This window comes from Mesorhizobium bavaricum, from assembly GCF_056781655.1.
This window is the reverse complement of the sequence record NZ_CM165566.1, coordinates 4,859,142-4,883,758: the sequence shown is the minus strand read 5'-3', so window position 1 is coordinate 4,883,758 and position 24,617 is coordinate 4,859,142. Positions and strand designations below refer to the sequence as shown.

The 24,617-nt window shown below is 62.3% G+C and carries 26 protein-coding genes; 13 read left to right on the top strand and 13 right to left on the bottom strand.

Features of this window, described 5'->3' with window-relative positions; genetic code table 11:
- Window positions 1–12: 12 nt before the first annotated feature.
- Genes kce through AC1RZR_RS24025 form a run of 3 tightly spaced genes read right to left on the bottom strand, consistent with a single transcriptional unit; the run spans window position 13 to window position 3,977 of the window.
- Entirely contained in the window at window positions 13–942 is a 930-nt protein-coding gene (gene kce, locus AC1RZR_RS24035) for a 3,5-dioxohexanoate:acetyl-CoA acetone transferase (protein WP_477275269.1), read from the bottom strand.
- A gap of 4 nt (window positions 943–946) precedes the next feature.
- Window positions 947–2,332, bottom strand: a complete 1,386-nt coding sequence (locus tag AC1RZR_RS24030) for an aminotransferase family protein (RefSeq protein ID WP_481826189.1) — start codon at window positions 2,330–2,332, stop codon at window positions 947–949.
- 1 nt (window position 2,333) lies between these two features.
- Window positions 2,334–3,977, bottom strand: coding sequence for a N,N-dimethylformamidase beta subunit family domain-containing protein (locus tag AC1RZR_RS24025; RefSeq protein ID WP_481829109.1), 1,644 nt, complete (start codon window positions 3,975–3,977; stop codon window positions 2,334–2,336).
- A 154-nt stretch (window positions 3,978–4,131) separates the two neighbouring features.
- Here AC1RZR_RS24025 and AC1RZR_RS24020 point away from each other — a divergent pair, with 154 nt between their 5' ends.
- The 3 genes from AC1RZR_RS24020 (at window position 4,132) to AC1RZR_RS24010 (ending at window position 6,011) form a co-directional block, all read left to right on the top strand.
- On the top strand, window positions 4,132–4,380 hold the full coding sequence (locus tag AC1RZR_RS24020) for a ParB N-terminal domain-containing protein (RefSeq protein WP_008875526.1): 249 nt from the start codon (window positions 4,132–4,134) through the stop codon (window positions 4,378–4,380).
- A gap of 143 nt (window positions 4,381–4,523) precedes the next feature.
- Window positions 4,524–5,009 carry an SRPBCC family protein gene (locus tag AC1RZR_RS24015; RefSeq protein ID WP_481826188.1) on the top strand — a complete coding sequence of 162 codons (486 nt, stop codon included), beginning with the start codon at window positions 4,524–4,526 and terminating at the stop codon, window positions 5,007–5,009.
- Between the two features lie 45 nt (window positions 5,010–5,054).
- Entirely contained in the window at window positions 5,055–6,011 is a 957-nt protein-coding gene (locus tag AC1RZR_RS24010; protein ID WP_481826187.1) for an alpha/beta fold hydrolase, read from the top strand.
- A gap of 50 nt (window positions 6,012–6,061) precedes the next feature.
- Here the strand turns inward: AC1RZR_RS24010 and AC1RZR_RS24005 are convergent, their stop codons facing one another.
- Window positions 6,062–7,105, bottom strand: coding sequence for an isopenicillin N synthase family dioxygenase (locus AC1RZR_RS24005; protein ID WP_481826186.1), 1,044 nt, complete (start codon window positions 7,103–7,105; stop codon window positions 6,062–6,064).
- 117 nt (window positions 7,106–7,222) lie between these two features.
- Here AC1RZR_RS24005 and AC1RZR_RS24000 point away from each other — a divergent pair, with 117 nt between their 5' ends.
- The 5 genes from AC1RZR_RS24000 (at window position 7,223) to AC1RZR_RS23980 (ending at window position 11,287) form a co-directional block, all read left to right on the top strand.
- Complete coding sequence (locus AC1RZR_RS24000) at window positions 7,223–7,621, top strand: GFA family protein (RefSeq protein WP_477275259.1); 399 nt, start codon at window positions 7,223–7,225, stop codon at window positions 7,619–7,621.
- A gap of 153 nt (window positions 7,622–7,774) precedes the next feature.
- Window positions 7,775–7,972, top strand: coding sequence for a hypothetical protein (locus tag AC1RZR_RS23995; protein WP_477275257.1), 198 nt, complete (start codon window positions 7,775–7,777; stop codon window positions 7,970–7,972).
- Between the two features lie 201 nt (window positions 7,973–8,173).
- A complete protein-coding gene (locus AC1RZR_RS23990) occupies window positions 8,174–9,046 on the top strand; it encodes an undecaprenyl-diphosphate phosphatase (protein ID WP_481826185.1) in 873 nt (290 codons plus the stop codon).
- A gap of 170 nt (window positions 9,047–9,216) precedes the next feature.
- Window positions 9,217–10,005, top strand: a complete 789-nt coding sequence (locus AC1RZR_RS23985) for a phosphodiester glycosidase family protein (RefSeq protein WP_481826184.1) — start codon at window positions 9,217–9,219, stop codon at window positions 10,003–10,005.
- A 184-nt stretch (window positions 10,006–10,189) separates the two neighbouring features.
- Complete coding sequence (locus AC1RZR_RS23980; protein ID WP_481826183.1) at window positions 10,190–11,287, top strand: glycoside hydrolase family 25 protein; 1,098 nt, start codon at window positions 10,190–10,192, stop codon at window positions 11,285–11,287.
- A gap of 5 nt (window positions 11,288–11,292) precedes the next feature.
- Here the strand turns inward: AC1RZR_RS23980 and AC1RZR_RS23975 are convergent, their stop codons facing one another.
- Window positions 11,293–12,204, bottom strand: a complete 912-nt coding sequence (locus AC1RZR_RS23975) for a LysR substrate-binding domain-containing protein (protein ID WP_481826182.1) — start codon at window positions 12,202–12,204, stop codon at window positions 11,293–11,295.
- A 104-nt stretch (window positions 12,205–12,308) separates the two neighbouring features.
- On the opposite strand from AC1RZR_RS23975, the gene AC1RZR_RS23970 reads away from it, so the two are divergent.
- Both AC1RZR_RS23970 and AC1RZR_RS23965 read left to right on the top strand, forming a co-directional pair.
- A complete protein-coding gene (locus AC1RZR_RS23970) occupies window positions 12,309–12,476 on the top strand; it encodes a hypothetical protein (RefSeq protein WP_477275247.1) in 168 nt (55 codons plus the stop codon).
- A 47-nt stretch (window positions 12,477–12,523) separates the two neighbouring features.
- Window positions 12,524–13,132 (top strand): class I SAM-dependent DNA methyltransferase, encoded by a 609-nt coding sequence (locus AC1RZR_RS23965; protein WP_477275245.1) that lies wholly within the window; start codon window positions 12,524–12,526, stop codon window positions 13,130–13,132.
- A gap of 51 nt (window positions 13,133–13,183) precedes the next feature.
- Here the strand turns inward: AC1RZR_RS23965 and AC1RZR_RS23960 are convergent, their stop codons facing one another.
- Complete coding sequence (locus AC1RZR_RS23960; protein WP_477275830.1) at window positions 13,184–13,555, bottom strand: VOC family protein; 372 nt, start codon at window positions 13,553–13,555, stop codon at window positions 13,184–13,186.
- Between the two features lie 313 nt (window positions 13,556–13,868).
- On the opposite strand from AC1RZR_RS23960, the gene AC1RZR_RS23955 reads away from it, so the two are divergent.
- Window positions 13,869–14,834: a DUF3592 domain-containing protein gene (locus AC1RZR_RS23955; RefSeq protein WP_477275243.1), complete on the top strand. Its 966-nt coding sequence runs from the start codon at window positions 13,869–13,871 to the stop codon at window positions 14,832–14,834.
- 12 nt (window positions 14,835–14,846) lie between these two features.
- On the opposite strand, the gene AC1RZR_RS23950 is transcribed toward AC1RZR_RS23955, so the two are convergent.
- Window positions 14,847–15,206: a hypothetical protein gene (locus AC1RZR_RS23950; protein WP_481829108.1), complete on the bottom strand. Its 360-nt coding sequence runs from the start codon at window positions 15,204–15,206 to the stop codon at window positions 14,847–14,849.
- A gap of 179 nt (window positions 15,207–15,385) precedes the next feature.
- On the opposite strand from AC1RZR_RS23950, the gene AC1RZR_RS23945 reads away from it, so the two are divergent.
- Window positions 15,386–15,907: a hypothetical protein gene (locus tag AC1RZR_RS23945; RefSeq protein WP_481826181.1), complete on the top strand. Its 522-nt coding sequence runs from the start codon at window positions 15,386–15,388 to the stop codon at window positions 15,905–15,907.
- Window positions 15,900–16,520 carry a hypothetical protein gene (locus AC1RZR_RS23940; protein ID WP_481826180.1) on the top strand — a complete coding sequence of 207 codons (621 nt, stop codon included), beginning with the start codon at window positions 15,900–15,902 and terminating at the stop codon, window positions 16,518–16,520. Before AC1RZR_RS23945 ends, AC1RZR_RS23940 begins: the two co-directional genes overlap by 8 nt.
- 159 nt (window positions 16,521–16,679) lie before the next feature.
- On the opposite strand, the gene AC1RZR_RS23935 is transcribed toward AC1RZR_RS23940, so the two are convergent.
- From AC1RZR_RS23935 to AC1RZR_RS23910, 6 genes are all read right to left on the bottom strand, one after another.
- Window positions 16,680–20,465: a vitamin B12-dependent ribonucleotide reductase gene (locus AC1RZR_RS23935; protein WP_481826179.1), complete on the bottom strand. Its 3,786-nt coding sequence runs from the start codon at window positions 20,463–20,465 to the stop codon at window positions 16,680–16,682.
- A gap of 640 nt (window positions 20,466–21,105) precedes the next feature.
- Window positions 21,106–21,417, bottom strand: a complete 312-nt coding sequence (locus AC1RZR_RS23930) for a PilZ domain-containing protein (RefSeq protein ID WP_477275233.1) — start codon at window positions 21,415–21,417, stop codon at window positions 21,106–21,108.
- Window positions 21,418–21,544: 127 nt separating this feature from the next.
- On the bottom strand, window positions 21,545–22,033 hold the full coding sequence (locus AC1RZR_RS23925) for an NUDIX hydrolase (RefSeq protein WP_477275231.1): 489 nt from the start codon (window positions 22,031–22,033) through the stop codon (window positions 21,545–21,547).
- A 209-nt stretch (window positions 22,034–22,242) separates the two neighbouring features.
- Window positions 22,243–22,743 (bottom strand): xanthine phosphoribosyltransferase, encoded by a 501-nt coding sequence (gene gpt / locus AC1RZR_RS23920; protein ID WP_006200882.1) that lies wholly within the window; start codon window positions 22,741–22,743, stop codon window positions 22,243–22,245.
- Between the two features lie 113 nt (window positions 22,744–22,856).
- The gene (locus tag AC1RZR_RS23915) at window positions 22,857–23,690 is read right to left on the bottom strand and encodes a universal stress protein (RefSeq protein WP_477275229.1); all 834 of its coding nucleotides are present in this window, start codon (window positions 23,688–23,690) and stop codon (window positions 22,857–22,859) included.
- 82 nt (window positions 23,691–23,772) lie between these two features.
- A complete protein-coding gene (locus AC1RZR_RS23910; RefSeq protein ID WP_481826178.1) occupies window positions 23,773–24,516 on the bottom strand; it encodes a competence/damage-inducible protein A in 744 nt (247 codons plus the stop codon).
- Between the last annotated feature and the right edge of the window lie 101 nt (window positions 24,517–24,617).

Sequence of the window (24,617 nt, the reverse complement as noted above, 5' to 3'; positions counted from 1 at the left end):
TCCAGTGCTCCCCTAGAACGCCACCCGGTCGCCGCCCTTGAGTGCCAGCATGTCGCGCGCTTCGGTGGGCGTGGCAACCTCCAGCGACAGCCCGTCGAGAATGCCACGGATACGGCGCACCTGATCGGCATTGGACTTCGCCAGTTGGCGGCCGTCATAGAGACTGTCTTCCAGCCCGACGCGGACATTGCCACCCATCGCCGCGGCAATCGAGATCAGCGGCATCTGATTGCGGCCGGCGGCCAGCACCGAGAACTGGTAGCTGTCGCCGAACAATTTGTCGGCGATCCGCTTCATATGGACGAGATTGTCCGGGTCGGCGCCAATGCCGCCCAATATGCCCAGCACGAACTGGATGAACAGCGGTCCCGACACCAGCCCGCGGTCGCGGAAATGCGCCAGCGAATAGAGGTGGCCGACATCGTAGCATTCGAATTCGAAGCGCGTGCCGCAGCCCTTGCCCAGCCTCTCAAGCACGCCCTCCATGTCGGCGAAGGTGTTCTTGAAGATGGTGTCGCGCGTGGCTTCCAGCAGCTTCGGCTCCCATTCGTGCTGCCACTCCCTCGGCTTGTCGAGCATCGGAAACAGCGCAAAATTCATCGAGCCCATGTTGAGCGAGCACATTTCGGGCTCGGCCCGCAGCGGCGCTGCCAGCCGCTGGTCCAGCGTCATCAGCGACGAGCCGCCGGTGGTGATGTTGATCACCGCATCGGTCGCCTGCTTGATGCGCGGCAGGAACTGCATGAACACGTCCGGATCGGCGGTCGGCCGTCCATCCCTCGGGTCGCGGGCGTGCAGGTGCAGGATCGAGGCGCCGGCTTCGGCGGCGGCGATCGCGTCCGCTGCGATCTGGTCCGGCGTCACCGGCAGGTAGGGCGACATTGACGGCGTGTGCACCGATCCGGTGACGGCGCAGGTGATGATGACTTTTCGCGACGCCATTCCTTTACCCCTGGCCTTCGACCGGCAGGTCGAGCTCGGCGGCCAGAATCTCCAGCGAGTCGCCGATGATCGAGACGATCTCGCCGACCTGCTCCCTGGTGACGATCATTGGCGGCGCGACCATGAAATTGTCGCCATCGACACCACCCTTGACCCTGCGGCCATAGATGATCAACCCGCGTTCATAGGCGAGGTCGAGCAGCCGCTGCGTGGCTTTCTTGTTCTGCTCTATCGGTCGTAGCGTCTCGGGATCGGCAACCATTTCCGCGCCGGTGAGCAGGCCCTTGCCACGCACGTCGGCGATGAACGGAAACCGCTTCGCCAACCCCTTCAGCCCGTCCATAAGCACATCGCCCATCGCGGCGGCATTGGCGATCAGGTCGAGCCGGTCCATTTCAGCGAGCACCGCAAGGCCGGCGGCACAGGCCAGCGGATTGCCCGCATAGGTGTGGCCGTGCTGGAAGCCGCCTGAGGCGAGCAGCGGCTGCACCAGCCGCATCGGTGCAGCCAGCGCCCCAAGCGGCGCATAGCCCGAGCCCAAGCCCTTGGACAGCGCGACGATGTCGGGCTTGCAGTTCCAGTGGTCGCCGCCGAGGAATTTGCCGGTGCGGCCGGCGCCGCTCATCACTTCGTCATGGATGAGCAGGACGCCGTAGCGGTCGCAGATCTCGCGGATGCGCGCATAATAGCTGTCCGGTGCCACCAGGGCTGCGGTCGCGGCGCCGCCGATAGGCTCCATGATGAAGGCAACCACGCTCTCCGGGCCTTCGGCCAGGATCTTCTCCTCCAGCATGTCGGCATAGCGGAGACCGCGCTGTTCCATCGAAAGGTTGTCGCGGTCGCGCCACGCCGTCGGTGCCGGCACGGTCGGCATGACGCGCATCATCGGCGTAAAGGTTTCGGCCAGCGCATCGTCGCCGGTGATCGAGAGCGAGCCCAGAGTGCCGCCATGATAGGAGGGGAAGCGCGTGATCACCTTCCAGCGGCTGGCCTGACCGGTGGCCACCGCCCACTGCCGCGCCAGCTTGATGCAGGATTCCGTCGCCTCCGAGCCGCCCGAAACGAAGAAGATGCGGTCCATGCCTTCGGGCAGTTTTCCGGCCAGCTCCCGCGCCAGTTCCTCCGCCGGTTCGTTCTCGAAATGCAGCCGATATGCGAAGGTGGCGCGGTCCATCTGGCGCTTCATCGCGTCGAGTACATTGTGGTTGGAATGGCCGATATTGGCGACCATCGGTCCGCTCGACCCGTCGATGAAACGGCGGCCATCCTGCGTCCAGATGTAGATGCCCTCGGCGCGATCGACCAATGGCCGGCGCAGGCTGGACAGATAGAACAGATGCGATTCTCGCCGGGCGTCAGTGTCTTGAGCGGCGGTCTGGACTTTCGACATATCAGGACTTTCTGAGGTAACGATCGAGGACATTCTTGGTGACGCGTTCGACCATCGGGTCATGTCTTAGCAGGCCGGCGACCCATTCGCAGCTTCCAGCGTGGAACACCTCGCCCTTGCCGCGCGGGAAATTGACGATCATGCCATTGCCGCGTTTGACTTTTTCCAGATTGGCGTCGCTCGGGTCGCCGAACAGCGTTTCGGCGGTGAAGCGGCCGTCCTCGTCAGTAAGGAACTGATCCTCGATCGGAATGTCAGCGCTTTCCTCGACCTGGGATGCCATGCCGACCGCGAGAACCTGGAGGCCCTCAGGCGCGCCGCTGGTGGCGGTTGGATAAGGCAGGCCGCCGCGTATCTCGAAGTCGAGCCCGTCGACCTCGTAGCCATAGACATGGCTGTCGGCGCCGAGCAGGTCGCCGTAATAAATGCCGGTGCCGGCAAAGGCCCAGTGCTCGGGCCGGTAGACCGGAAAGCCGCGCACGCCGCGCGGCGCGCAGCCACCCCAGCCGGCATAGACGCCGCGGGTCGCGTTGAGTCCGAAGGTAGCCGAACCCGGCCGGCCGATTTCCGGCGCTTCCCAGGAATTGGTCGCGCGGGTGACGTCGCCGCTGCTGAGATAGGCGGGATCTTCGGCACGCGCGCGGTATTTGTAGCAGACCTGCCGGCGGCCCTCGTCCTCCAGCCGCGTCTGCCACATGAAATTGCCGGCGAAGCGCGCCGTATGGCCGCCGCGCTCGACAAAGGCGTCGACCGCATCGCGCATTTCCCAGGTCCAGTATTCGTCATGACCGACGAAGACCGCGCAGTCGTAGCCGTCGAGAATGTCCGGTGAGAAATGCAGGTCGTGCTGGCTGGCGAGGTCGACGCCATAGCCGGACCGTTCGGCGAAGCGGAAGAAGTGGCTGTCGTAGCTCGCCCAGCCCGACGAGGCGTATTTCTTCGAATGGCCGGTGGCGAGCGCCCATTCCATATGCGGATAGCGCGGCACCGTCTTCGCCGGCACCGCGACTTCCAACGGCACACGCGGTGCATCGTTCGGCAGCACGACGAAGCCTCGGCACCAGGGGCGTTGCGTCGAGACAACAGGCGAATACTGGTCGCGGTTCGGCCCGGTGATGCCCTGATAGTGGTTGGAGCCGCCCCAAGTGTTGTAGGCGAGCCAGGTCCCCGTCGCCGCCACCTGCAGCACGCGGCCGGGCTTCCTGCCGCGCTGCGGAGCCACGATGAAAAGGTGGTGGCTTTGGATCGGCTTGCCGTCGCGGCCATCCGCAGTCAGCGTCACCCGATAGGCTCCGGACGGCCAGTCATCATCGACACGAAATTTGAACGAGGCCTCCCAGCCGCAGCCCTCGGCCGAGCACTGATCGGGAGTGTCCTGCCAGCGCGCCGCAATGCCCGATTTCTCGAACACTTTCGTCTCGGTACCGCCGTCGCGAATGATCGTCATGCTGAAGGTCGGAGCTGTCGAAGTGACATGCAACGCCACCGTATCGCCGGCACGATAGGAAAACCGGTCGCTGTAGCACCAGATTTCGCCGCGCTCGCCGTCCATGCCAGGCCACTCGTAATAGTGGCCGCGCACCGCGTGACGGCGCTGCTCCGGCGTCAGTCCGAAATCGGGAAACTCGGTCGGAAGGTTGATCATGAAGCCCTGGAGTTTCAAAGGCGCCATTTCGGCGATCTGCCGGTCGAGCGTCAAATGGAAACCATCGGGCCAGCATTCGTTAGCCGCGCCCTTGGTGCTTTTGAACAAACCGACTATCTCAAGGGAGGGCGGTGTTTCCGCCATGGGGGTCGGTATGCTCAGAGTGCAAAAGGTCAAGGTCGACGACATCTATGTGCCGACGGCGCGCAAGAAGACGCTGCATCCCGAGACCGTCAGGCATCTGGCCGAGGACATATTGGAAAACGGTATGAAAACGCCGATCCAGGTCCGCCACGACGGCAAGCGCCATATCCTGGTCGAAGGTCTGCATCGGCTGGAAGCGGCAAAATGGCTCGGCGAGACCGAGATCGACGCCTACCTGGTGCAAGCCAAGCGCCACTGACGCTTCCTTCGTTCGTGATCTCTGCCCAGTAGACGCATTCTCCGGAATTTTTCGCTGGCCCAGAATATTTCGCTGGCGATGTCGGCTTGCGTTTCAGCCGTTCGTCCTTGGGGCGGAAGCCAGATAAAACCGAGGAAACCATCATGACCACCAAGCTCGACATCGCCCCCGCCAACGACCGCGAACTGGTTGTGGCGCGTATCATCGATGCGCCGCGCGACAACGTCTATCGCTGCTGGACCGACACCAAGCTTTTGACGCAGTGGTTCGCGCCAAAGCCGTGGACGACCCCGCGCGCCGAGATGGATGTGCGCACCGGCGGCTCGAGCCTTGTCGTCATGGCCGGCCCCGACGGCAACGAATTCCCCAACCCCGGTGTTTTCCTCGAAGTCGTTCCCGGCAAGAAGATCGTCTTTACCGACGCCTACACCCAGGCATGGGAGCCGTCGGAAAAGCCGTTCATGACCGGCGTGCTGACCTTCGAGGACGAGGGTGAGGGCAAGACCCGTTACATTGCGCGGGTCAGGCACTGGAGTGTCGCCGACCGCGAGCAGCACGAGAAAATGGGTTTCCACGCGGGTTGGGGCCAGTGCACCGACCAGCTCGAAGAGCTCGCCAAAACGCTTTGATATGGCCAGGACGCTTTGATAGCGGCAGGACGAGAGGAGATCCATATGTCCAAAACCTTGCTTTTCGCCATTCTTGCTTCGGCCGCAGCGCTTCTTGCTTCGCCGGGCTTCACAAACGCAGAGGAGGCAAAACCTGCCATGACGACCGCTACGAACGCACTGCCGAAGCCGGAAAAGTCCGGCGTGCTGCCGATCGACGGCCTGAACTACTACTACGCCATCTACGGCAAGGGCGAGCCGCTGCTTCTGCTGCATGGCGGCCTTGGCAGCACGGACATGTTCGCGCCGATCCTGCCGAAGCTTGCCGAGAACCGCACCATCATCGCCGTCGACCTGCAAGGTCATGGCCGCACGGCACTCGGCGAGCGTCCGTTCACCCTTGAGGCGATGGGCGACGACATGGCAGCTGTCGTCAAGGCGCTCGGCTACGACAAGGTTGATGTCATGGGTTATTCGCTGGGCGGCGGCGTCGCCTTCCGCATGGCGGTCCAGCATCCGGAAGCGGTGCGCCGCCTCGTGCTGGTGTCGACAGGCTACGCCGCGGACGGCTTCTACGCCGAGATGCGCGGCCAGCAGGCGCAGGTGAGCGCAGCAGCAGCCGATTTCATGAAGGACACGCCGATGTACAAATCCTACGTGGCCGTCGCACCGCATCCGCAGGATTTTCCGAGACTGCTCGACACGCTGGGCAACTTCATGCGCCAGAACTACGATTATTCCGCCGATGTCGCCAAGTTGAAGATGCCGGTCATGCTGGCCTATGGCGACAGCGATATGTACCGGCCCGAGCATGAGATCAAGTTCTACCAGATGCTCGGTGGCGGGCTGAAGGACGCCGGCTGGATGCGCGAGAACCTGTCGCAGAACCGCCTGGCCATCCTCCCCAACCGCACCCACTACGACGTCTTCTTCGCCCCGGAACTGACGGCCGCGGCACTGCCGTTCCTCAACGGCGAGACCAAGGTGAAGACCTGGGACGAGGTCGTCAGCGAAACCGAATAATCCTGTCCATTCCCACCGGCCGTCTCCGACGAGACGGCCGGTGGCTTTGTTTATGAAGCTTTGGCGCGGCGCGGCTGCCTGAGATGCTTGATGCCGCTCATCTCGACGAAATTCGTCGCCGCTTCCCAGAGATAGTCGCCATAGAGAAACGGCTCGAAGGCTTCTGTGCCGGTCAGCGGCAGTGGCGCGATCTCCGCGTCGACGCGCGGCTCGTAGAAGAACGGGATCGAGAACCGCGCCGTCTTCGGCGCGATCACCCGGTGTCGCGTCGCCCGGACGCGTCCGCCGGTCCAGCGCTCCAGCAACTGGCCGAAATTGACCGCCAGCGTGCCGTTGGCAGGCGGCACGTCGATCCATTCGCCGGCGAGGTTTTTTGCCTGCAAGCCCCCGACGCCGTCCTGCGCCAGCAACGTGACAAAGCCGGAATCTGCATGCTCGCGGCCGATGATCGTGCGCGTCTCGCCCTTGTGCATCACCGAAAACTCCGGCCCGCTGGTGTCGATGCCGGCATTGGCGTCTCGCAAGGGATAACGGATCAGGCGCAGCGTCGAGATGCCGCCTTCGAAACAGGCATCGAAGATTGGTTCCGGCAGGCCAAGACCGCGGGCAATCGATCGCATCAGCGCGTTGCCCACCGTCTCCATCGCGCGGTAGTAATCCGCTGCCGCCGCGCGCCAGCCGGGCAGGGCATCTTCGGCCGGCAAGGGTGTCGGCTCGCACAACGGATCTTCAGAAACCGGAATATCAGCCGCGTCGACAAGACCCGGATTGGCAAAGTCCGGTCCCATGTCGATGCCTTCCTTGTAGGAAACAGCTGCCGGCTGCAGCGGGAACCAGCCGCGATAGACGTTCTTCTTGGTGTGGTCGAAATTCCAGCGCAGCAGTTTCTGCTTCTCGTCGTCGGGAAGCGCGAAGATGCGCAGCAATTGTGCCCTCCTTTCCGGCGTCAGCCAGCCGTCGCCGGGAAAGTCCCGGACCGCCATGAATCCGATGCCGGAGGCGGCAGCCATGATCTTGGCATCGGTACGGTCGCGAGCGGACGAGGGCGGCCCGAACAGATCCGCAATGCCGATGGTTTCGATGTCCGGCGTCATGGCTTCAGGTCCACCGCATCACGATAATCGATGGCGTTGTATCAAAGCTTTTCAATTGACCCAATCGGCCCCGCCTTTACCTTGCCGCTTATTCTCTCCACCGATGGGATCAGGGTAATGGCAAGATACCAGGGCGGATGCCTGTGCAAAGCGGTGCGCTACCGCACGGACGCAGCGCCGATCAACGAGCGCGTCTGCCATTGCCGGCTCTGCCAGAAGGTGATTGGCGCCGCCTTCAACGCACGCGTGCTGTTTCGCATCGACGATGTGACGGTCGACGGGCCGTTGGCGACGGTGAACACCTCGCCGGACCTCAAGCGCGGCTTTTGCTCGAGCTGCGGCACGACGATGTTCTCACGGCGCGATTCCGCCGGCATCATCGGCATCACCACCGGTTCGCTCGACGATCCCACGGTCTTCAGCCCGCAAATGCATATTTTCACGGCCTCGAAGCAGCCCTGGGTGATGCTCGACGATGGCCTGCCGCAGTATGAAGGCGCACCGCCGCCAGGCTAGGCTTTTCCCCTCTCCCAAGCGGGCGAAGGGAGAGCGCAAGCATGACCAAAATTTAATCGAAAGGGACACGAGATAGCCGGCAAAGCGTCATTGGCGGGCCATCATTGTCTCCCTATTTAAGGGGCGCGGGCACGGCATTCGAGGAGACGACCGATGAACGACAGCATCAGCACCCTGGACGAGCTTTTGAGCGATCCGATGGTTCTGCTTGTGATGGAGCGCGCTCATGTGCGCCCGGAACAGGTGCGCATGCTGCTCGAACGGGCTCGCCGGCCTGCCGTCGACGAGCCTGTCGTACCGCCGGCGCATGTGATTGCCAGGACATGCCAGAAACTCTGGCTCTGCCCATAATCGCGTTGCGATTTCCCGTATGAACACTCAAAGCCGGCCCAAGGCGGGCCGGGCCATGAACGCTGCGCATTTCGGCGCACCACCGCCAGCTTACAAATCCGTAAATTGATTATCCGGTCCATGACGATAAGGCTTGCCCGGGATTGACCGACAACTGGTCGGTCCTGCGCAAGCCCGATCTCTCATACATGGAATTCGACATTGGCCGACATCTGCACTCAAGGCGTCGACACTGGCTTTGTCGGCTTGGGATTCGCCAAAGTGGCGTTTCTTGGCGTGGTGCAAGGCATCACCGAATTGCTGCCGATTTCATCGACCGCCCATATGCGCATCGTGCCGGCCGTGCTCGGCTGGCAGGATCCGGGTTCTGCCTTCTCCGCCGCCATGCAGCTTGCGGCGCTTGCCGCGGTGGTCAGCTATTTCTGGAGCAACGTCAGGGACATCCTGTTCGGTTCGCTCGACTCCCTGACGCGACGCGATTTCGCCGACCGGCATTTCCGGCTGGCATTGTGGATCGTGCTGGCGACGATCCCTATCGTCATCGCCGGAGTGGCGCTGTCGGGGGTGCTCAACGCCTGCAATTCGCCGCTGCGCAGCTTGACCGTGATCGGCTGGGCCTGCATCGCCATGGCGATCCTGCTGGCGCTGGCCGAGATTTTTGCCAGTCACCGACGCAGCATGGGCGAAGCGTCGTTGGCCGATGCGCTGCTCGTCGGCGTCGCCCAGATCGGCGCGCTGATTCCTGGTGTCTCGCGCTCGGGCTCGACCCTGACGGCCGCGCTCGGGCTCGGCTTCAAGCGGGCCGAGGCGGCGCGGTTCTCGTTCCTGCTCGGGTTGCCCGCGATCGCGCTCGCCGGCCTCAAGGAGCTTTGGGAACTGCACAAGGTCCATCTCGACGCGCACGGCTGGTCGGTTCTGGCGGTGGGTTTGGTCGTCGCCTCGGTTTCGGCCTTTTTCGCCATATGGGGCCTGATGCGTGTGCTGGAGCGTTTTTCGGCCTGGCCGTTCGTCATCTATCGCGGCCTGCTCGGAGTTGTCCTGCTGCTGGGTGTGGCGATGGGATGGCTTGCCTGATGCATGTCGCCCAAAAGTGGCGCCGGTTTTGGGAAAACGACATGCACAAAACAAGACCTAAAGCGCGTCGCTCAGTCCGTTCAACGCGATGCGCTTTAGGGCCTGTCCACAGTATCGCTTGAAACAGGCTATATCCGCGTCGGACTCTCAACTTGGATTCCGGTACGCGCATGGATTTTTTGACCCTCCTGCAATCGCTGCCGCTGTTGCTGGCGCTGGCCAAGGGCGCGCTGCCGTCGGTGGCGGCACTTGGCATGGGATTCGGCGAATGGGTCGCCACGCTGCCGCCATGCCGGGACTTTGCCTTTGAGGCGACCAGTTATCTCGTTTGCGAGGTCGATCCGAAACGATATCAGGTCGAACTGTTCTGGAAAGATCCGGCGGGCAAGCCGTTTCAGTCGCTGCACAACCTCAATGCCGCGCAGCAGGCCGCAGGGCGCACCATGCTGTTTGCCATCAATGCCGGCATGTATCACCCCAACCTCGACCCGGTCGGTCTCTATGTCGAACGCGGCAAGGAAATGGCCTCGGTGAAGACGGGTTCGGGAAGCGGCAATTTTTCCATGCAGCCGAACGGCATTTTCTACATGAGCAACGGCAAGGCCGCGGTTCGCTCCGCCAGGGAGTTTGTGAAAAAACGGCCGCCGCTCGACTATGCGACGCAATCCGGGCCGATGCTGGTGATCGACGGCCGGCTGCATCCGAAATTCCAGGCCGACAGCACCTCGCGCAAGACCCGCGACGGTGTCGGCGTGCGAAAGGATGGCGTCGCCGTCTTTGCCATTTCGAACGGCACGGTGACTTTCCATGCCTTCGCCCGCCTTTTCCGCGACGCGCTCGGCTGCGACAATGCGCTGTTTCTGGACGGCACGATATCCAGCCTGTTCGCTCCGGCCATCGGTCGCAATGACGACTACTGGAATCTGGGGCCAATGATCGGCGTCTTCAGAAAGTCCTAGCGGCTTTACCAACTGGCTTCACAAGGTTGGCCGATCGCTTGCTCCGGGAGCCAGATTTCGGCGCTGGCGCACGCGAAAAAAATTGATTCAAACTTTATTGGTAATTTCTCGTTCATAACTGATCTGGTTTGTCCGTTGGCTGTCGTTTCGCCCTCGGTCTGTTGTGTTTTGAGTACAGGTCCAGATGCGGATTCCGGGCGTCATCAGTTTCTTGGTCGCATCGCTATGCCTTGCCGGCTGTTCGTCGACGGCCGGCGTCGATGCGCTGGATTTGCAGAAACCGTCCAACGAGACCACCAGTTCGGTGATCCGGCCGCCCGCGCCGATCGCCGCCGTCCCGGCTGCAATGGCCAGGAGGGCGCCGAGGGTCGAAATGGCGGCCGTGCCTGAAAACAGTCCGGCGGAAAGAACCCGGCCCTTCAGCCTTGCGGAGGAGGAAGAGACCGCGGCGTTTGCGCCGCCCGAAGTGCCCGATCCCGAAGCGCCGGATGTCGGCGGGCTGCCGGTCGAGCCGGCCGCGCTGGTGTCGCCGCCGAGGCTCCTGACGCGTCCCGCCCCGGCTATGCTTGCCGGGCCGGTCACCCGTTACGGCTTTCGCGACGCCAAGCCGATCAATTTCGGCCGGTCCTCGCCCCGGCACCTCGCCGTGCATGGCGTCGACGTCTCGCGCTGGCAGGGCAACGTCAACTGGGACAAGCTGCGCGCCCAGGGCGCCAACTTCGCCTACATCAAGGCGACCGATGGCGGCGACCATCTCGATCCGATGTTCATGAAGAACTGGCGCAATGCCGATGCCGCCGGCCTGAAGCGCGGCGCCTATCATTTCTTCTACTGGTGCCGCACGGCGGGCGAGCAGGCCGACTGGTTCATCCGCAATGTGCCGAAGATGGATGGCGCGCTGCCGCCGGTGATCGACGTCGAGTATAATGGCGAATCCAGTTGCAAGCGGCGGCCGTCGCGCGAAAAGGTGCTGGAAAAGATGCAGGTGTTCATGGACAAGCTGGAGCGCCATTACGGCCAGCGGCCCATCATCTACACCGCGCCTGACTTCTACCGCGACAATCTCAGGGGCGAATTCCTCGATTATCCCTTCTGGCTGCGCGCGGTGGCGCGGCATCCGTCGAAGGTCTATCCCGACCGCAAATGGCTGTTCTGGCAGTATTCCGGCTCCGGCCTGTCGCATGGCGTCACTGGCCGCATCGACCTCAACGTCTTCCACGGCGACGAACGGCAATGGCGCGCCTGGGCCGGCGGACGGGTTTCCGTCGCCGACGCCGACTGAGCCCATCAGGCCCGGCGTGCTTCACTCTCCCGTATGTCCGCGGTCTGGGCCAGGACCCAGTCCCGGAACACCTTGATCTTCGGCGTGTTGCGGCGGCTTTCGGAGTGCACCAGCCAATAGCCATCGCCGTCGGATCCGAGGACTTCAAACGGCTGTATCAACTGTCCCTTTGCCAGGAGCGCGCTGTAGATGTTGCGGGTGAGGATGGCAGCGCCCTGATCGGTCAGTGCCGCCATCGCATCGTAAGCCTGCGACCCCAGCATCGGACCCGCGATGACCCGATGGGGCTCGAACGGTACACCGGCTGCTTCGAACCAGATTTTCCACCAGGGATCCGTGGCGCAGCATAGCGCCACCTTGTAGAGATCCTCAGGGTGGCGAATACCGCCCACGCTCTCGGCCAGTTTTGGGCTGAGCATTGGCGTGTAGTCCGCCTTGAACAGATAATGCGCTGTCAGGCCGGACCATTTTCCGGTGCCGGTTCTGATCCCGATATCCATGTCCTCGCGCGTGAAATCGACCAGCCGGGACGATGTATTCACCTTCACTGCGAGGTCGGGATGCATCAGCTGGAATGTTCCAAGCCACACGGCCAGCCAGTTCGATGCAAATGTTTCCATGGTCGTGACGGAAAGCACGCCTGTCGCTCCACCCTTTGTGGCGACCCACGCATCAGCCAGGGTTGAAAACGCGCCGGTTGCGTGCGGCGCCAACTGCTGCCCGGCGTCAGTCAAGGCGATCTGTCTTGTTTTCCTTACGAAAAGCGGCGTTCCGGCGCGTTCTTCCAGCACCTTGATCTGATAGCTCGCGGCTGATTGGGTCATGCCGAGTTCTTCGGCCGCCTTGGTGAAACTGCCCAGCCTTGCTGCAGCTTCAAACACCCGAATGGCGCCTAACGGCGGTAGCTCCCAGCTCATTACGCATCAATCCTCCTGATGCATGCTACGCGACGTTCGATTGGAAACCAAGCCAGCAAAGCTGCATACTCTGGTCATCAACTCGAACCCGAAAGGACACGGCAATGACCACCACCCTCTACTCCACGCTTCGTCGTCCCATGCTCGACCTCTTCACCGCTCCGTTCAGGCCCCGCACGCGCGGCCTTCTCGACCACCGTTGCCTGTCGGACCACTTCCTGCGTGATATCGGCATGCTCGATGGCCATGCTTCCGCCGGCAGCATCCGCTGAGGAAGTGTCCGGCTCTTTGACCACCATGGAATGCAAGGGAGGAAAAGATGAGCGTTTCTGCAGAGGCCCTGGCAAAGAACCGTCAAACGATCTCCTCCTACGAGGATTATGCGGAACAGTATGATGCAATCGTGCGGCATGTTCCCAACCCGAGAGAGCAGGCGGCGCTAAAGCGCCTTGTGGCGATCGCCGGCACAGGCGGCCAGATTCTGGAAGTCGGGTCGGGACCGGGATACGATGCGGACTTTCTGGAGAGTTTAGGCGTCAACGTTCGGCGCACCGACGCAACACAGCGGTTTCTTGAGCTGCAGGCCGCGCGCGGCAAGCACGGCGAGCTTCTCGATCTCATCACCGATGATCTCGGCGGCCCCTACGACGCAGTGCTGGCCCTGTGCGTCCTGATCCATGTGCCTCGCGACCAAACCGACCAGGTACTTGCCAAGATAGCCGGATCGCTGCGGCCAGGCGGCGCCTTCCTCGTCTCTATGCGCAATGGCGATGGCGAGACATCAGGCGAATATCATACCGTCTACTGGCGCAGGGACGACTTCGCGGCCCGTATCGAAAGCGCCGGGCTGGTCCTTATCAGGGATGATTTCAACGTCGGCCGCGATCGCGAAGAATGGAACACGTTCCTGGCTGTGAGGCCGTCATGACGCGACGCGGACTGTTACGACGTCACGTTCAAGGATTGAGTCTCGAGCGCATCATGGCTCGTTGATCATCGCTTCGATGTTGTAGCCATCGGGATCAAGCACGAAGCAGGCGTAGTAATTTTCCGCATAGTTCGGCCGCGGGCCGGGTGCTCCATTCTCTCTCGCACCGGCCTCCAGTGCTGCCCGATAGAACGCATCGACCTCTGCCTTGCTGCCGACCCGGAAAGCGACATGCAGATGGGTGAGCGGCGGCTTCTCGTCCGTTCGCTGGATCTCGAACAGGCAGCCTTTGCCGACATCAAAAGCCCAGAACACGCCCTCTTTGCCAAAGGAAAGGCGATACCCCAGGGGAGCGAAAGCGGACTCATAGAAGAGCTTGCTCTTCTTCAGGTCACCCACTTCGATGGTGATATGATCGATCATGTTGTCTTCCAGAAATGTGAAGGGCGCAGGATGACGGCCGCCGTAGCCGATGTCGAGGACTGGATGCTCAAGAACGATTGCGGCACGGCGTACAGGGGGCTCGTCAGCCGGCATGATGTCCTGGCGGAACGTGCCCATGCAGGCTGCTGACGCGACCAACGTCATTCGGGATGTAGCGCAGGGTTGTCGCTTCCATGGCCACGCGGCGCATTGAGACTTGCCAGCGTTCAAGTCCCGACTTTGCGAATAAACAAGACATTGTTGTCGCCGTGTTGTCTATGTGCAGGTTCCTGCACTCCTGGGGGGAGACGAGTTGGAACTCAAGATTATGCTTGTCGGCTTTGCCTGCGTGATCGCGGGCAGCCTGTCGCTCATCACCTTTGTTAAATGGCGCGAGGTGAAGGCACTCAGCCGCTGGCTGCCGACACCAGGAAAGATCATCTCGTCGCGCGTTGAAGCCCGTGAGGTGAGACGCTCGGGCGTTGGCTCGGACAGTACCGACACCACCGAAATGCGCAATTTTCCGGCGATCACCTTTGAATACAAGGTCGGCGGCAAGAAATTTCAAAGCTCGCGCTACAGCGTGAAGGAGAATTTGGGGAATTTCGAAGTCAATGAGACCCTCGCGCAGTTTCCCCGCGGCGCGGAGGTGACTGTCTTCTACAATCCGGCCGATCCGAGCAAATCCGTGATCGAGCGCACCTTGCCGGACGGCGCCTTCAAGTTCATGGTCCAGCTTTCGGCCGGACTGGTGATCGGCGCGCTGGTGCTGGTGTTTTCCGTCGGCGGTCTGCTGGAGGCGATCGGGCCGCATCTGCCCAAGCCGCAAAATCTAGGTGCGGGAGCGCTGCTGCTATTCATGGGACTGTTCATCCTGAGCATGGGTTTCGCCCAGAAGTCGCTTGCCGAGCAGGCGGCAAAATGGCCGATCGCCGCCGGCCGCATTGAGTCCTCGGGCCTGCAGGCGCTGCGAAGCCATTCAGGCTATCGACGCTGGCGCACCGTCTTCAAATCCCGCATCGTCTACTCTTATGACGTCGCCGGCCAGCGCTACAGCGCGGATCGTGTGACCTTCGGCGGAACCGTGACGGCCTCGCTGCCCGGCCTCGTCGGCGGTCAGGCACGAGAATATGTCGAAGGCAGCAAAGTCGACGTGCACTATGACCCCGCCAACCCCGCCTCGGCGGTGCTCGAATGCCGGGTGCGCGGGCTTTGGCTGTTGTGGGTCTGTTCGGCTGGTTTTCTCGGCGGCGCCGCGTTTCTGGTCGGGCTGTTCTGAGACGCCGGATACTCAGCAGCGGACGAGGGGGCCGCTGTCGAAGCCGGGCCAGGTGAACCGCAGCGTGGCGCCATGCCTCTCGATATGGATGACGCGCGTGAACGGCTCCTTGAGTGACGGATCCGAGCCGTAGCATTGGCTGGCATGCACCGCCCATCCGGTCGGATTTTTGCGAAACGTCGCCTGCTCGCAGCCGAATTCGGGAAGCGACAGCGACGCCTGATCCACGGTGAACAAAGTCTGGCGCTGGATGTCGGCGGCCGCGTGGCAGTTCAACCTGTCACCGGACCACGCCCCGACATAGGGCGCCACCGCCAGCGCCGGACCAACCGCGAATACGGATATTGCCATCGTCATCACCAAACGCCGCATCACCAGGCTTTCTCCTTCGGTCAGTGCGCTCGACCATACAGTCTGTTGGAATTTGCGAGGGAAGTTTTCGTCCGGGTGCGGATAAAAGCGGCGGCTCGGGATTTCGCTTATGATTTTGCGCGGATAGTGCGACTGTGCGGGGCAGTCCCACCCAGGCAACGCTTTCCCAGAGACTTTTGATGATCACCCGCAAATTGGCCTTCGTTTTCCTGGGCCTGCTCGGTCCGATGCAGGCGGCGAGCGCCGGGGAATGTCTGCTGAGTCACGCCACCTATCGGGAGCCGCGCTCGGGTGCCGTCATGCAATTTCGGCCGCTTGCCAACGAGCCGGCAGCGGCGACGACCGAGGTGTTTTCGCTGACCGTGCCCAATACCGACACGAGCCTGCCGGCCGACATCACCTGGACCAACGGCAAGAATTCGTTTCCGCTTGGCACCATCCGCCACCCCTGCACCGACGACGATCGCGAAGCGGGCCTGCAGGACGGCAGCGGACTGTGCAGGATATGGCAGGGCCAAGTCTATGCCTTGACCGGAGGCGGCGCCGAGCAGTTGAACTCCAGCGAAGCGACACCGGCGCCGAAAGGCATGCTGCTGCCTGATTTCGGCGCCGCTTTCACCGAATGGGCCGATTTCGCCAATGCCAATCCGGATGGCTCGGTATGGGATGCCTTCACTTTGACAGGATGCAGCGATGAATAGCGCCATGAAATCGATCGTCTGGAGTTGCGCCCTGTTTGCGTCCGTGGCGACATCCGCCCTGGCGCGTGCAGACGAGCCGGTGCCATCGCGTCCGCCCATCGACAAATGCGTATGGGAAAGGCTGACAGACAAAAATGTCGGGCTTGCCGCCTGGGTGCAGCGTTGCGATTTCGGCTTCCGCCAGATCCATTTCGAGTTCGCCGGCAACGCGCTCGCCATCAAATACAGCGATGGTGGAGACGCCGACCCGCTTGTCGAGTTGTATGACATCAGGTCCGGCGAAACCGCCGAAGCCGCCTTGCAGCGCCTATTTCTGGAAAAGACCGACGCGGCCGTCAGCGCCCGCTGCGTGCTGGCGCCCTACACCGAGGGAAACGTGCCCGCCGGCGTCAAACGCTACACGTTCCACCCCGACGTTGCGTACGCGAAAGAACTGGAAGCGAAGGCCGATCCCAATGAGATCCCCGATCCGCCCTGCGGCGACTGGGGCGAAATGCCAGACGGCATCCAGTACTTCGAGGTGCCAGCGGGTGCGGCGCGCAAGCTGCTGTTCGTCCGCATCGGCCAGGACGAGCCGTTGTTCGATGAGCAGACGTTGCAGGTATTGCCATAGGGGTGAGGTCGGTCTGAGCCTGATCCGCATTGGGTGGGCGCCTCTTCCCTTCTTCCACAAGGGGAGAAGGGGGACGCACCGGATCACGACCCTTAAAAACAAATCGGCCCGATCTTGCGACCGGGCCGATGATATTGCGTTTTAGCGCGTCAGAATTCCTCAGCTGCACCCGCTCGTGGCGCCGCACGTGTCGCACTTCTCGCAAGTCCCGTTCCGCACCATCGTAAAGTTCTGGCACTCTGAGCAGGAATTGCCGGTGTAGCCCTGGAGCAGCGATTTGGCGCGGCGGTCGTTGGCGAGTTTCTTTGCCTCGGCCGCTTCATTGGCCGCCGCGTCGGTGAACAGCGCCGCCGTCGTGTCGGAAGCAGCACCCGCTGCTTCCTCGAAGGCGATGTCCTCGGCCAGTTCCTTTGCCCGCTCCTCATAGTCACGCTTGTACGCGACCGCTTCGTCGCTGGCCGGCTTCAGCGCCAGCACGTTGGAGCCGGAGAAGGCGGTCGGCGCCGAGCGGGCAGGGGCGCCCGAGGGAGCCGCCGCAAAACCCTTCGGATCGTTGCCGCTCACCCGCGACACCAGCTTCACCGGCGAGGCGCCGCGGGTCAGGCCCTTGGAGACCGCGTCGGTCTTGCCTTCGCTGATGCCACGGCCAAGTGCGGTGTTGGAAAAGTCCGACTGGTCGACATGGGCGAGGTCGTTGCGGCCGAGATAGGAAATCGCCAGTTCCCGGAACACGTAGTCTAGGATCGACGTCGCGCTCTTGATGGCATCATTGCCTTGCACCATGCCGGCCGGCTCGAACTTGGTGAAGGTGAAGGCGTGCACATATTCGTCGAGCGGCACGCCATATTGCAGGCCGAGCGAGATGGCGATGGCGAAGTTGTTGAGAAGGCCACGCAGCGTCGCGCCTTCCTTGTTCATGTCGATGAAGATCTCGCCGAGACGGCCATCGTCATATTCGCCGGTGCGCAGGAAGATGGTGTTGCCACCGATCTTGGCCTTTTGCGTGTAGCCCTTGCGGCGTCCGGGCAGCTTTTCCTGCTCGCGCGACACGCGCTCGATGATGCGCTCGACGATCCGCTCGGTGATCTGTGCCGCGCGCGCTGCCGCCGGTGCGGCGATCAGCTGCTCGAGGGCTTCGTCCTCGTCGTCCTCGCCATCGGCGAGCAGCGAGGAGTTGAGCGGCTGCGACAGCTTCGAGCCATCGCGGTAGAGCGCGTTGGCCTTCAGCGCCAGCTTCCACGACAGCATGTAGGCGCCCTTGGCGTCTTCCACCGTCGCATCGTTCGGCATGTTGATGGTCTTGGAGATGGCGCCGGAGATGAAGGGCTGTGCTGCAGCCATCATCTGGATGTGGCTGTTGATCGACAGCGAGCGCTTGCCGATCTTGCCGCACGGGCTGGCGCAGTCGAACACGGCAAGGTGTTCGGCCTTGAGGAAGGGCGCGCCTTCCAGCGTCATCGCACCGCAGACATGGATGTTGGCGGCCTCGATGTCCTTCCTGGAGAAGCCCAGCGCCGGCAGGATCTCGAACGAGAAGTCGTTGAGCTGCTCGTCGGTGAAGCCAAACGTCTCCTTCACCCAGTCGGCGCCCAGCGTCCACTGGTTGAAGACGAACTTGATGTCGAAGGCCGACTTCAGCGCCGCATTGAGCGCCGCGATCTTCTCGTCGGTAAAACCCTTCGCCTTGAGCGCGCCGGGGTTGATGCTAGGTGCCTGGTTGAGATTGCCGTGGCCGACTGCATAGGCCTCCATCTCGCCGATCTGGGCTTCGGAGTAGCCGAGCGTGCGCAGCGCTTCCGGAACGGCGCGGTTGATGATCTTGAAGTAGCCGCCGCCGGCCAGCTTCTTGAACTTGACCAGCGCGAAGTCTGGCTCGATGCCGGTGGTGTCGCAATCCATCACCAGGCCGATCGTGCCGGTCGGCGCGATCACCGTTGCCTGCGCATTGCGATAGCCATGCTCTTCGCCGAGCTCGATGGCGCGGTCCCAGGCGGCCTTGGCGTGCACGGCCAGGTCCTGCTGCTTCAGGTCGGAGGCGACCAGCGGCACCGGATTGACCGCCAGCTTCTCATAGCCCTGCTTCTCGCCATAGGCGGCGCGGCGATGGTTGCGCATGACGCGCAGCATGTTCTGCGCGTTGCGGTCGTAATCGGCGAAGGCGCCGAGTTCGGCGGCCATCTCGGCCGAGGTGGCATAGGCCGTGCCGGTCATAATCGCGGTGAGCGCGGCGCAGATGGCGCGGCCCTCGTCGGAGTCATAGGGAATGCCGGATGTCATCAGCAGGCCGCCGATGTTGGCATAGCCGAGGCCGAGGGTGCGGTATTCATAGGACTGCTTGGCGATCTCCTTCGACGGGAACTGCGCCATCATGACGGAGATTTCGAGAACGATCGTCCACAGCCGCACCGTGTGCTCGTAGGCGGCGATATTAATGGTGCCGTCGGCGTTGCGGTAGGGCAGCAGGTTGATCGAGGCGAGATTGCAGGCCGTGTCGTCGAGGAACATGTATTCCGAGCACGGGTTGGACGCCCGGATCGCGCCGGCGGAGGCGCAGGTGTGCCAGTCGTTCATCGTCGTGTTGAAATGCAGGCCCGGATCGGCGGAAGCCCAGGCGGAGTAACCGATCTTTTCCCACAGGTCGCGCGCCTTCAGCGTCTTCAAGACCTTGCCGTCCTTGCGGGCGGTGAGGTGCCAGTCGGCATCATCCTCAACGGCGCGCAGGAAATTGTCCTTCAGCGACACGGAATTGTTGGAGTTCTGGCCCGAAACGGTGAGGTAGGCGTCCGAATCCCAGTCGGTGTCGTAGGTCTTGAACGACATCGAGCTGTAGCCCTGCTTGGCGAACTGGATGACGCGGTAGATGTAGTTCTCCGGCACCGCGGACTTCTTGGCCGCCTTGATCTCGCGCTTCAGCGCGGTGTTGATCGACGGGTCGAAGCAGTCGTCGGCATTGCCTTCGCAGTTGACGCAGGCCTTCATGATCGCTTCGAGATGCTTCTTGACGATCTTGGAGCCGGTCACCAGCGAGGCGACCTTCTGCTCTTCATTGACCTTCCAGTCGATGAATTCCTCGATATCGGGGTGGTCGGCGTCGACGATGACCATCTTGGCGGCGCGGCGCGTCGTGCCGCCCGACTTGATGGCGCCCGCCGCGCGGTCGCCGATCTTGAGGAAGCTCATCAGGCCGGACGAACGGCCGCCGCCGGACAGCTTTTCGCCTTCGCCGCGCAGCAGCGAGAAATTGGAACCGGTGCCGGAGCCATATTTGAACAGGCGCGCTTCACGCACCCAAAGGTCCATGATGCCGCCCTCGTTGACAAGGTCGTCCTGCACGCCCTGGATGAAGCAGGCATGCGGCTGCGGATGCTCGTAGGAGGACTTCGACTTGGTCAGCTTGCCGGTGAACGGGTCGACATAGAAGTGGCCCTGGCTCGGGCCGTCAATGCCATAGGCCCAATGCAGGCCGGTGTTGAACCATTGCGGCGAATTCGGCGCCACGCGCTGGGTGGCCAGCATGTAGGCAAGCTCGTCGCGGAAGGTGCGCGCGTCTTCCTCAGACGCCTTGAAGTAGCCGCCCTTCCAGCCCCAGTAGGTCCAGGTGCCGGCGAGGCGGTCAAAGACCTGGCGGGCGTCGATCTCGGAACCATAGCGCTCGGCTTCCGGCAGCTTGGCAAGCTCGGCCTCATCGGCGACGGAGCGCCACAGGAAGGAGGGGACGTCGTTCTCCTCGATCTTCTTCAGCCGTGCCGGGACACCGGCCTTGCGGAAATATTTCTGCGCCAGGATGTCGGCGGCGACCTGGGAGAACTGCGCCGGCACATCGATATTGTCCAAGCGGAACACCACCGAACCATCCGGATTCTTGATCTCCGAAAGCGCCTTGCGGAATTCGATCTCCGCATAGGCAGATTGTCCTTGCTTGGTGAAACGACGCTCGATGCGCATTGGTCCGGTCCCTTTTGTCTATATATAGCGCTTTCGTCAGGGGATTTCTGCCCCCCATGCGAAACGCGCATGTCCGCCGCCTGCCGGCGTTCGAAAACGGCCGGCTCTCCATTTGCAGTCTCCGCCGGCCCTGCTGGTCAAAACTCCTTGCGAAGTGCCTGTCCAACGCGCCGACGAACCCGCGGGTCCCTCAAAACTGATTTTTTTCCGATTCCCTCACGTGAGGGAAATTCACACTATCTAGCGCCGAACCTGCCTGCAAACACTAAATATAGTGTTAACAGACAATTTATTCCAGTCCGACAATTCTCCCTATCGTCCCCAACCGCCCGCAATCCCAACGCTTCCGCCAGCCTCGTAAACAGGCGGAAATGCGGGAAAAAACACACATAATCCGGGAAAAAGACCGGGCTCAGAACTTTCCGGTCGCACTCTCAACAGGAGCGCATGGCCTATAAAAGGCGACTCGTTTTGCGCCGTCAAGGATTCGTTTGCGTAGCTTTTGTGACCCCAACATCTTGTGTGTCACATATGTGGATAACGGGGATAGAATTGAGCTTCAGCGCAGGCGATTTTGCCGCCGACAGGGCTGGCGCCAGCATGTGTCGCCCAAACACAACCGCTGCGGCCCCTGGGCGGATCAGCCGTAATGCAATTTCGGCTTTGGCTCGGTGCCGGTGAACTGCACCCCGATGCGATCATTGCGGCGCCAGCGAACCTCGCACCGATAGGCAACACCGTCGAGCGGCACATAAAGAAGAAAGTGGTCGGGGACCCGTGCTTCCAGCGGTATCTTCAGTTCGGCGCCACCCTCGTGCTGATTGCGCAGCGTGCAACCGACCTCCGAGTTCTGAATCCCGGTGATGATCGATCCGCCCTTGAGCACGCGCGGACGACGTTCGCGCTGAGGCTCGCCGGAATCTTGCTGAAGTGGGTTTACAGGGTTTGCCATAGATAAAGCGCCCGATCGGCGCGATTCTTATCCGCCAATGATTAGCAAACCATTTCACGACGCATCACAGGGTTGCGAATCGGCTGTGATACACGCGGGAGATGAGCCGGCAAGGGGAAGCCAACGGCTAGGGGAATCTGTGCGGGTCGGCGCAGAAATAGGCGATGATCTGGCAAAGGTCGGGTTCGTTCACCATGCGCACCGCTTCGCTGGAACTGACCCATTTGCGGGTACGCGAGTGTTTTTCCTTCCAACGATCGGCGATCTTGTCGACGTGTAGCGGAAACACCAGGACTTCGCACGGCACTTCTTCGCCGGAAGCCAACACCTTGGCGTAGAAGTAACGGCCGGCCTCAAGGTGCGACACCGTTCCGCGCAACCCGGCTTCCTCGCCGGCCTCGCGCGCCGCGGCCTCACAGAGCGGCTCTTTGGCTTCGGGCCAACCTTTCGGGATAACCCAGCGACCGGTATCGCGGCTGGTGATCAGCATGATCTCGACACCGTTTCCGTTGTCGCGCCAGGGCAGGGCGGCGACCTGCAGGCGGCATGGCGCTGTGCCGAAGAGCCGCCGGACCCTTTCGGCCAGATGATTGTGCGTCGTTGGCCTCGTTAACATCGGAGAAGCTAGCCCCAGCCTCCAGAATCGTTTGCCGTCTCACGAATCTTACGGCCAATCATAAGCAATAAAAGTAAAAACTTTTGCTCGTCTGGCCAATTTTCGCCAAGGAACGTCGATTTCGCAAATATCTGGCCTGCCGGGACCATTTGCGGAAGCAACTGATGCCCGACAGAGGCGGCTGATCTGGAAGAGGCAGTTGTTGCGAATCAGCCGGCGTGGTCGTCAGCGATCGGCTTCTGATAGGTGAAGCCCATGTCCCACGGGAAATAGATCCAGGTGTCCTGGCTGACTTCGGTGACGAAAGTATCGACCAGCGGCCGGCCTTTTGGCTTGGCGTAGACGGTGGCGAAATGCGCCTTCGGCATCATCGCGCGCACGATGCCCGCCGTCTTGCCGGTGTCGGTCAGGTCGTCGATGATCAGCACGCCGGCGCCGTCGTCGGCCAGCAGGGCAGGGGTGATCTCCTTGAGAACCTGCAGCTGCCCTTGGCTGGTGTAGTCGTGATAGGAAGCGACGCAGACCGTCTCGATGACGCGGATGCCGAGTTCGCGCGAGATGATGGCAGCCGGAACCAGCCCGCCACGGGTGATGCAGACGATTGCTTTCCATTGCCCCTTGTTGGCACCCGCAAGCCGCCAGGCCAGCGCGCGGGCGTCACGATGGAACTGGTCCCAGGAGACCGGAAAGGCTTTTTCGGGAAGGGACATGTCGCGCACTCCGCAGCACGCGGGGATCGCGCGCAAGACAACAGGGAATGCGCGCGGAATTAACTGGAAAGCCTTGGCCTTGGCAAGGGCAGGGGACAGCGATCGCTGTGGACTTACCGCGACAGGAAGGCCGCTACCTGCGCCGTGCGCAGCACGCTGCGTGTCACGCCGCCGAACAGAAGCTGGCGCAGCCACGAGTGGCTGTAGGCGCCGAGCACCAGCAGGTCGGCGCCGGTCTCCGCGATCCTGGTCTGGATGATGTCGTCGATCGAGTTGCCGCCCGACCTCTGCACCGAGACGCTGACGGTGGCGCCGTGGCGTGACAGGGCGGATGCAATTTCGGCGCCGGCGGCCTCCGGGCTCTCGTCGAGCGTGTCGGGGGGATCGATGACCAATATGTCGGTTTTCTCGGCTTCGATGATGAAGGGCAGCGCGTCGAAGGCGGCGCGGGCGGCTTCCTTGCTCCCGTTCCAGGCGAGCAGCACATGCTTGAAGGTGGTGACCAGCGGGCCGGCATGCGGCACCACCAGCACTGGCCGGCCGGCATCATAGACCAGCGTATCGACATCGGCGCTCGGATCGCCGCCCGTCTCCCGCTGCGCGGCGATGATCAGATCGGCGGCGCGCACGCTGGAAATGCCGGTCAGCGCGCTGTCGCCCGAAAAGCTTTCCAGGCTTCGCCACTCGAAGGAAAGCCCGGAATTCTCGATATGCTTGAGAAAAATGGCCTGCAGCCTCTCGGCCCGCTCCCGGTTCATGTCGGCCGAAACCTGTAGGAACTCGGTGTCCGGAAAGCCGGTGGCCGAGGTGTAGGGCACCGGAAGCGTTTCGGCATGGATACCGATCAAATGGCTCTGGAACCGGTTGGCGAGTGGAATGGCGCAGTCCAGCACGCGCTCGGCGTCCTGCTCGTTTTGCAGAATCGCGACGATGGTTTTGAATCGCATGGTAAATCCCTCAGTTTACGAGCGACCGGACTCGCGCGAAGCAAACGTTCCAGCGTCGTGCTTGGTTCCGGTCTGGACCAGATCAGCCGGGACTGCTGGCGAACCCGGCCACCATCGCCTCGACGTCCGCCCGAGCTGCATCCAGCGCTTCCTGGCTGCGGGCACGCACGACCAGTTCGGTCCAGAATTTGCCATCGCCATATTTCGGATAGGAGCCGATGATCGTGTCCGGATGCGCTTTCTGGATGTCGCCCAGCGGTCCGCCGATGAGGCCTTCGCCGAATGGGCAGTGCACGGTTGCCGACAGCATCTTGGTGCCGGCCTTCAGCGTCGGTACGACATTGTCGAGCATGGCCTGGAAGATTGACGGTACGCCGGCCATGACATGGACGTTGCCGATGCGAAACCCGGGCGCGACGGACACCGGGTTGTCGATGAGATCGGCGCCGCGCGGCATCCGCGCCATGCGCTTGCGGGCCTCGGTGTATTCGATGCCGCGCGCGGCATAGCTTGCCTCCAGCATGGCATAGGCCTTGGCGTCGTATTCGCAAGGCACGCCAAAGGCTTTGGAAATGGAATCGGCCGTAATGTCGTCATGCGTCGGGCCAATGCCGCCGGTGGTGAACACATAAGTGTAGCGCGCCCGCACCGCATTCACCGCCGCGACGATCTCGTCTTCCTCGTCCGGAACGATGCGCACCTCCTTCAGGTCGATGCCGATCGCCGTCATGATATCGGCGAGATGACCGATGTTCTTGTCCTTGGTTCGGCCGGACAGAATCTCATCGCCGATGACGAGCATGGCGGCGGTAACAATTTCGGGCATGGAACACTCCGGCAGGACGGCTCGCCTCAGATAGCGCGGCGCGGCAGCCGTCGCAATGCTGCCTGAGCGGGCCAGCAAATCAACTATCGACGGTGGTCCTT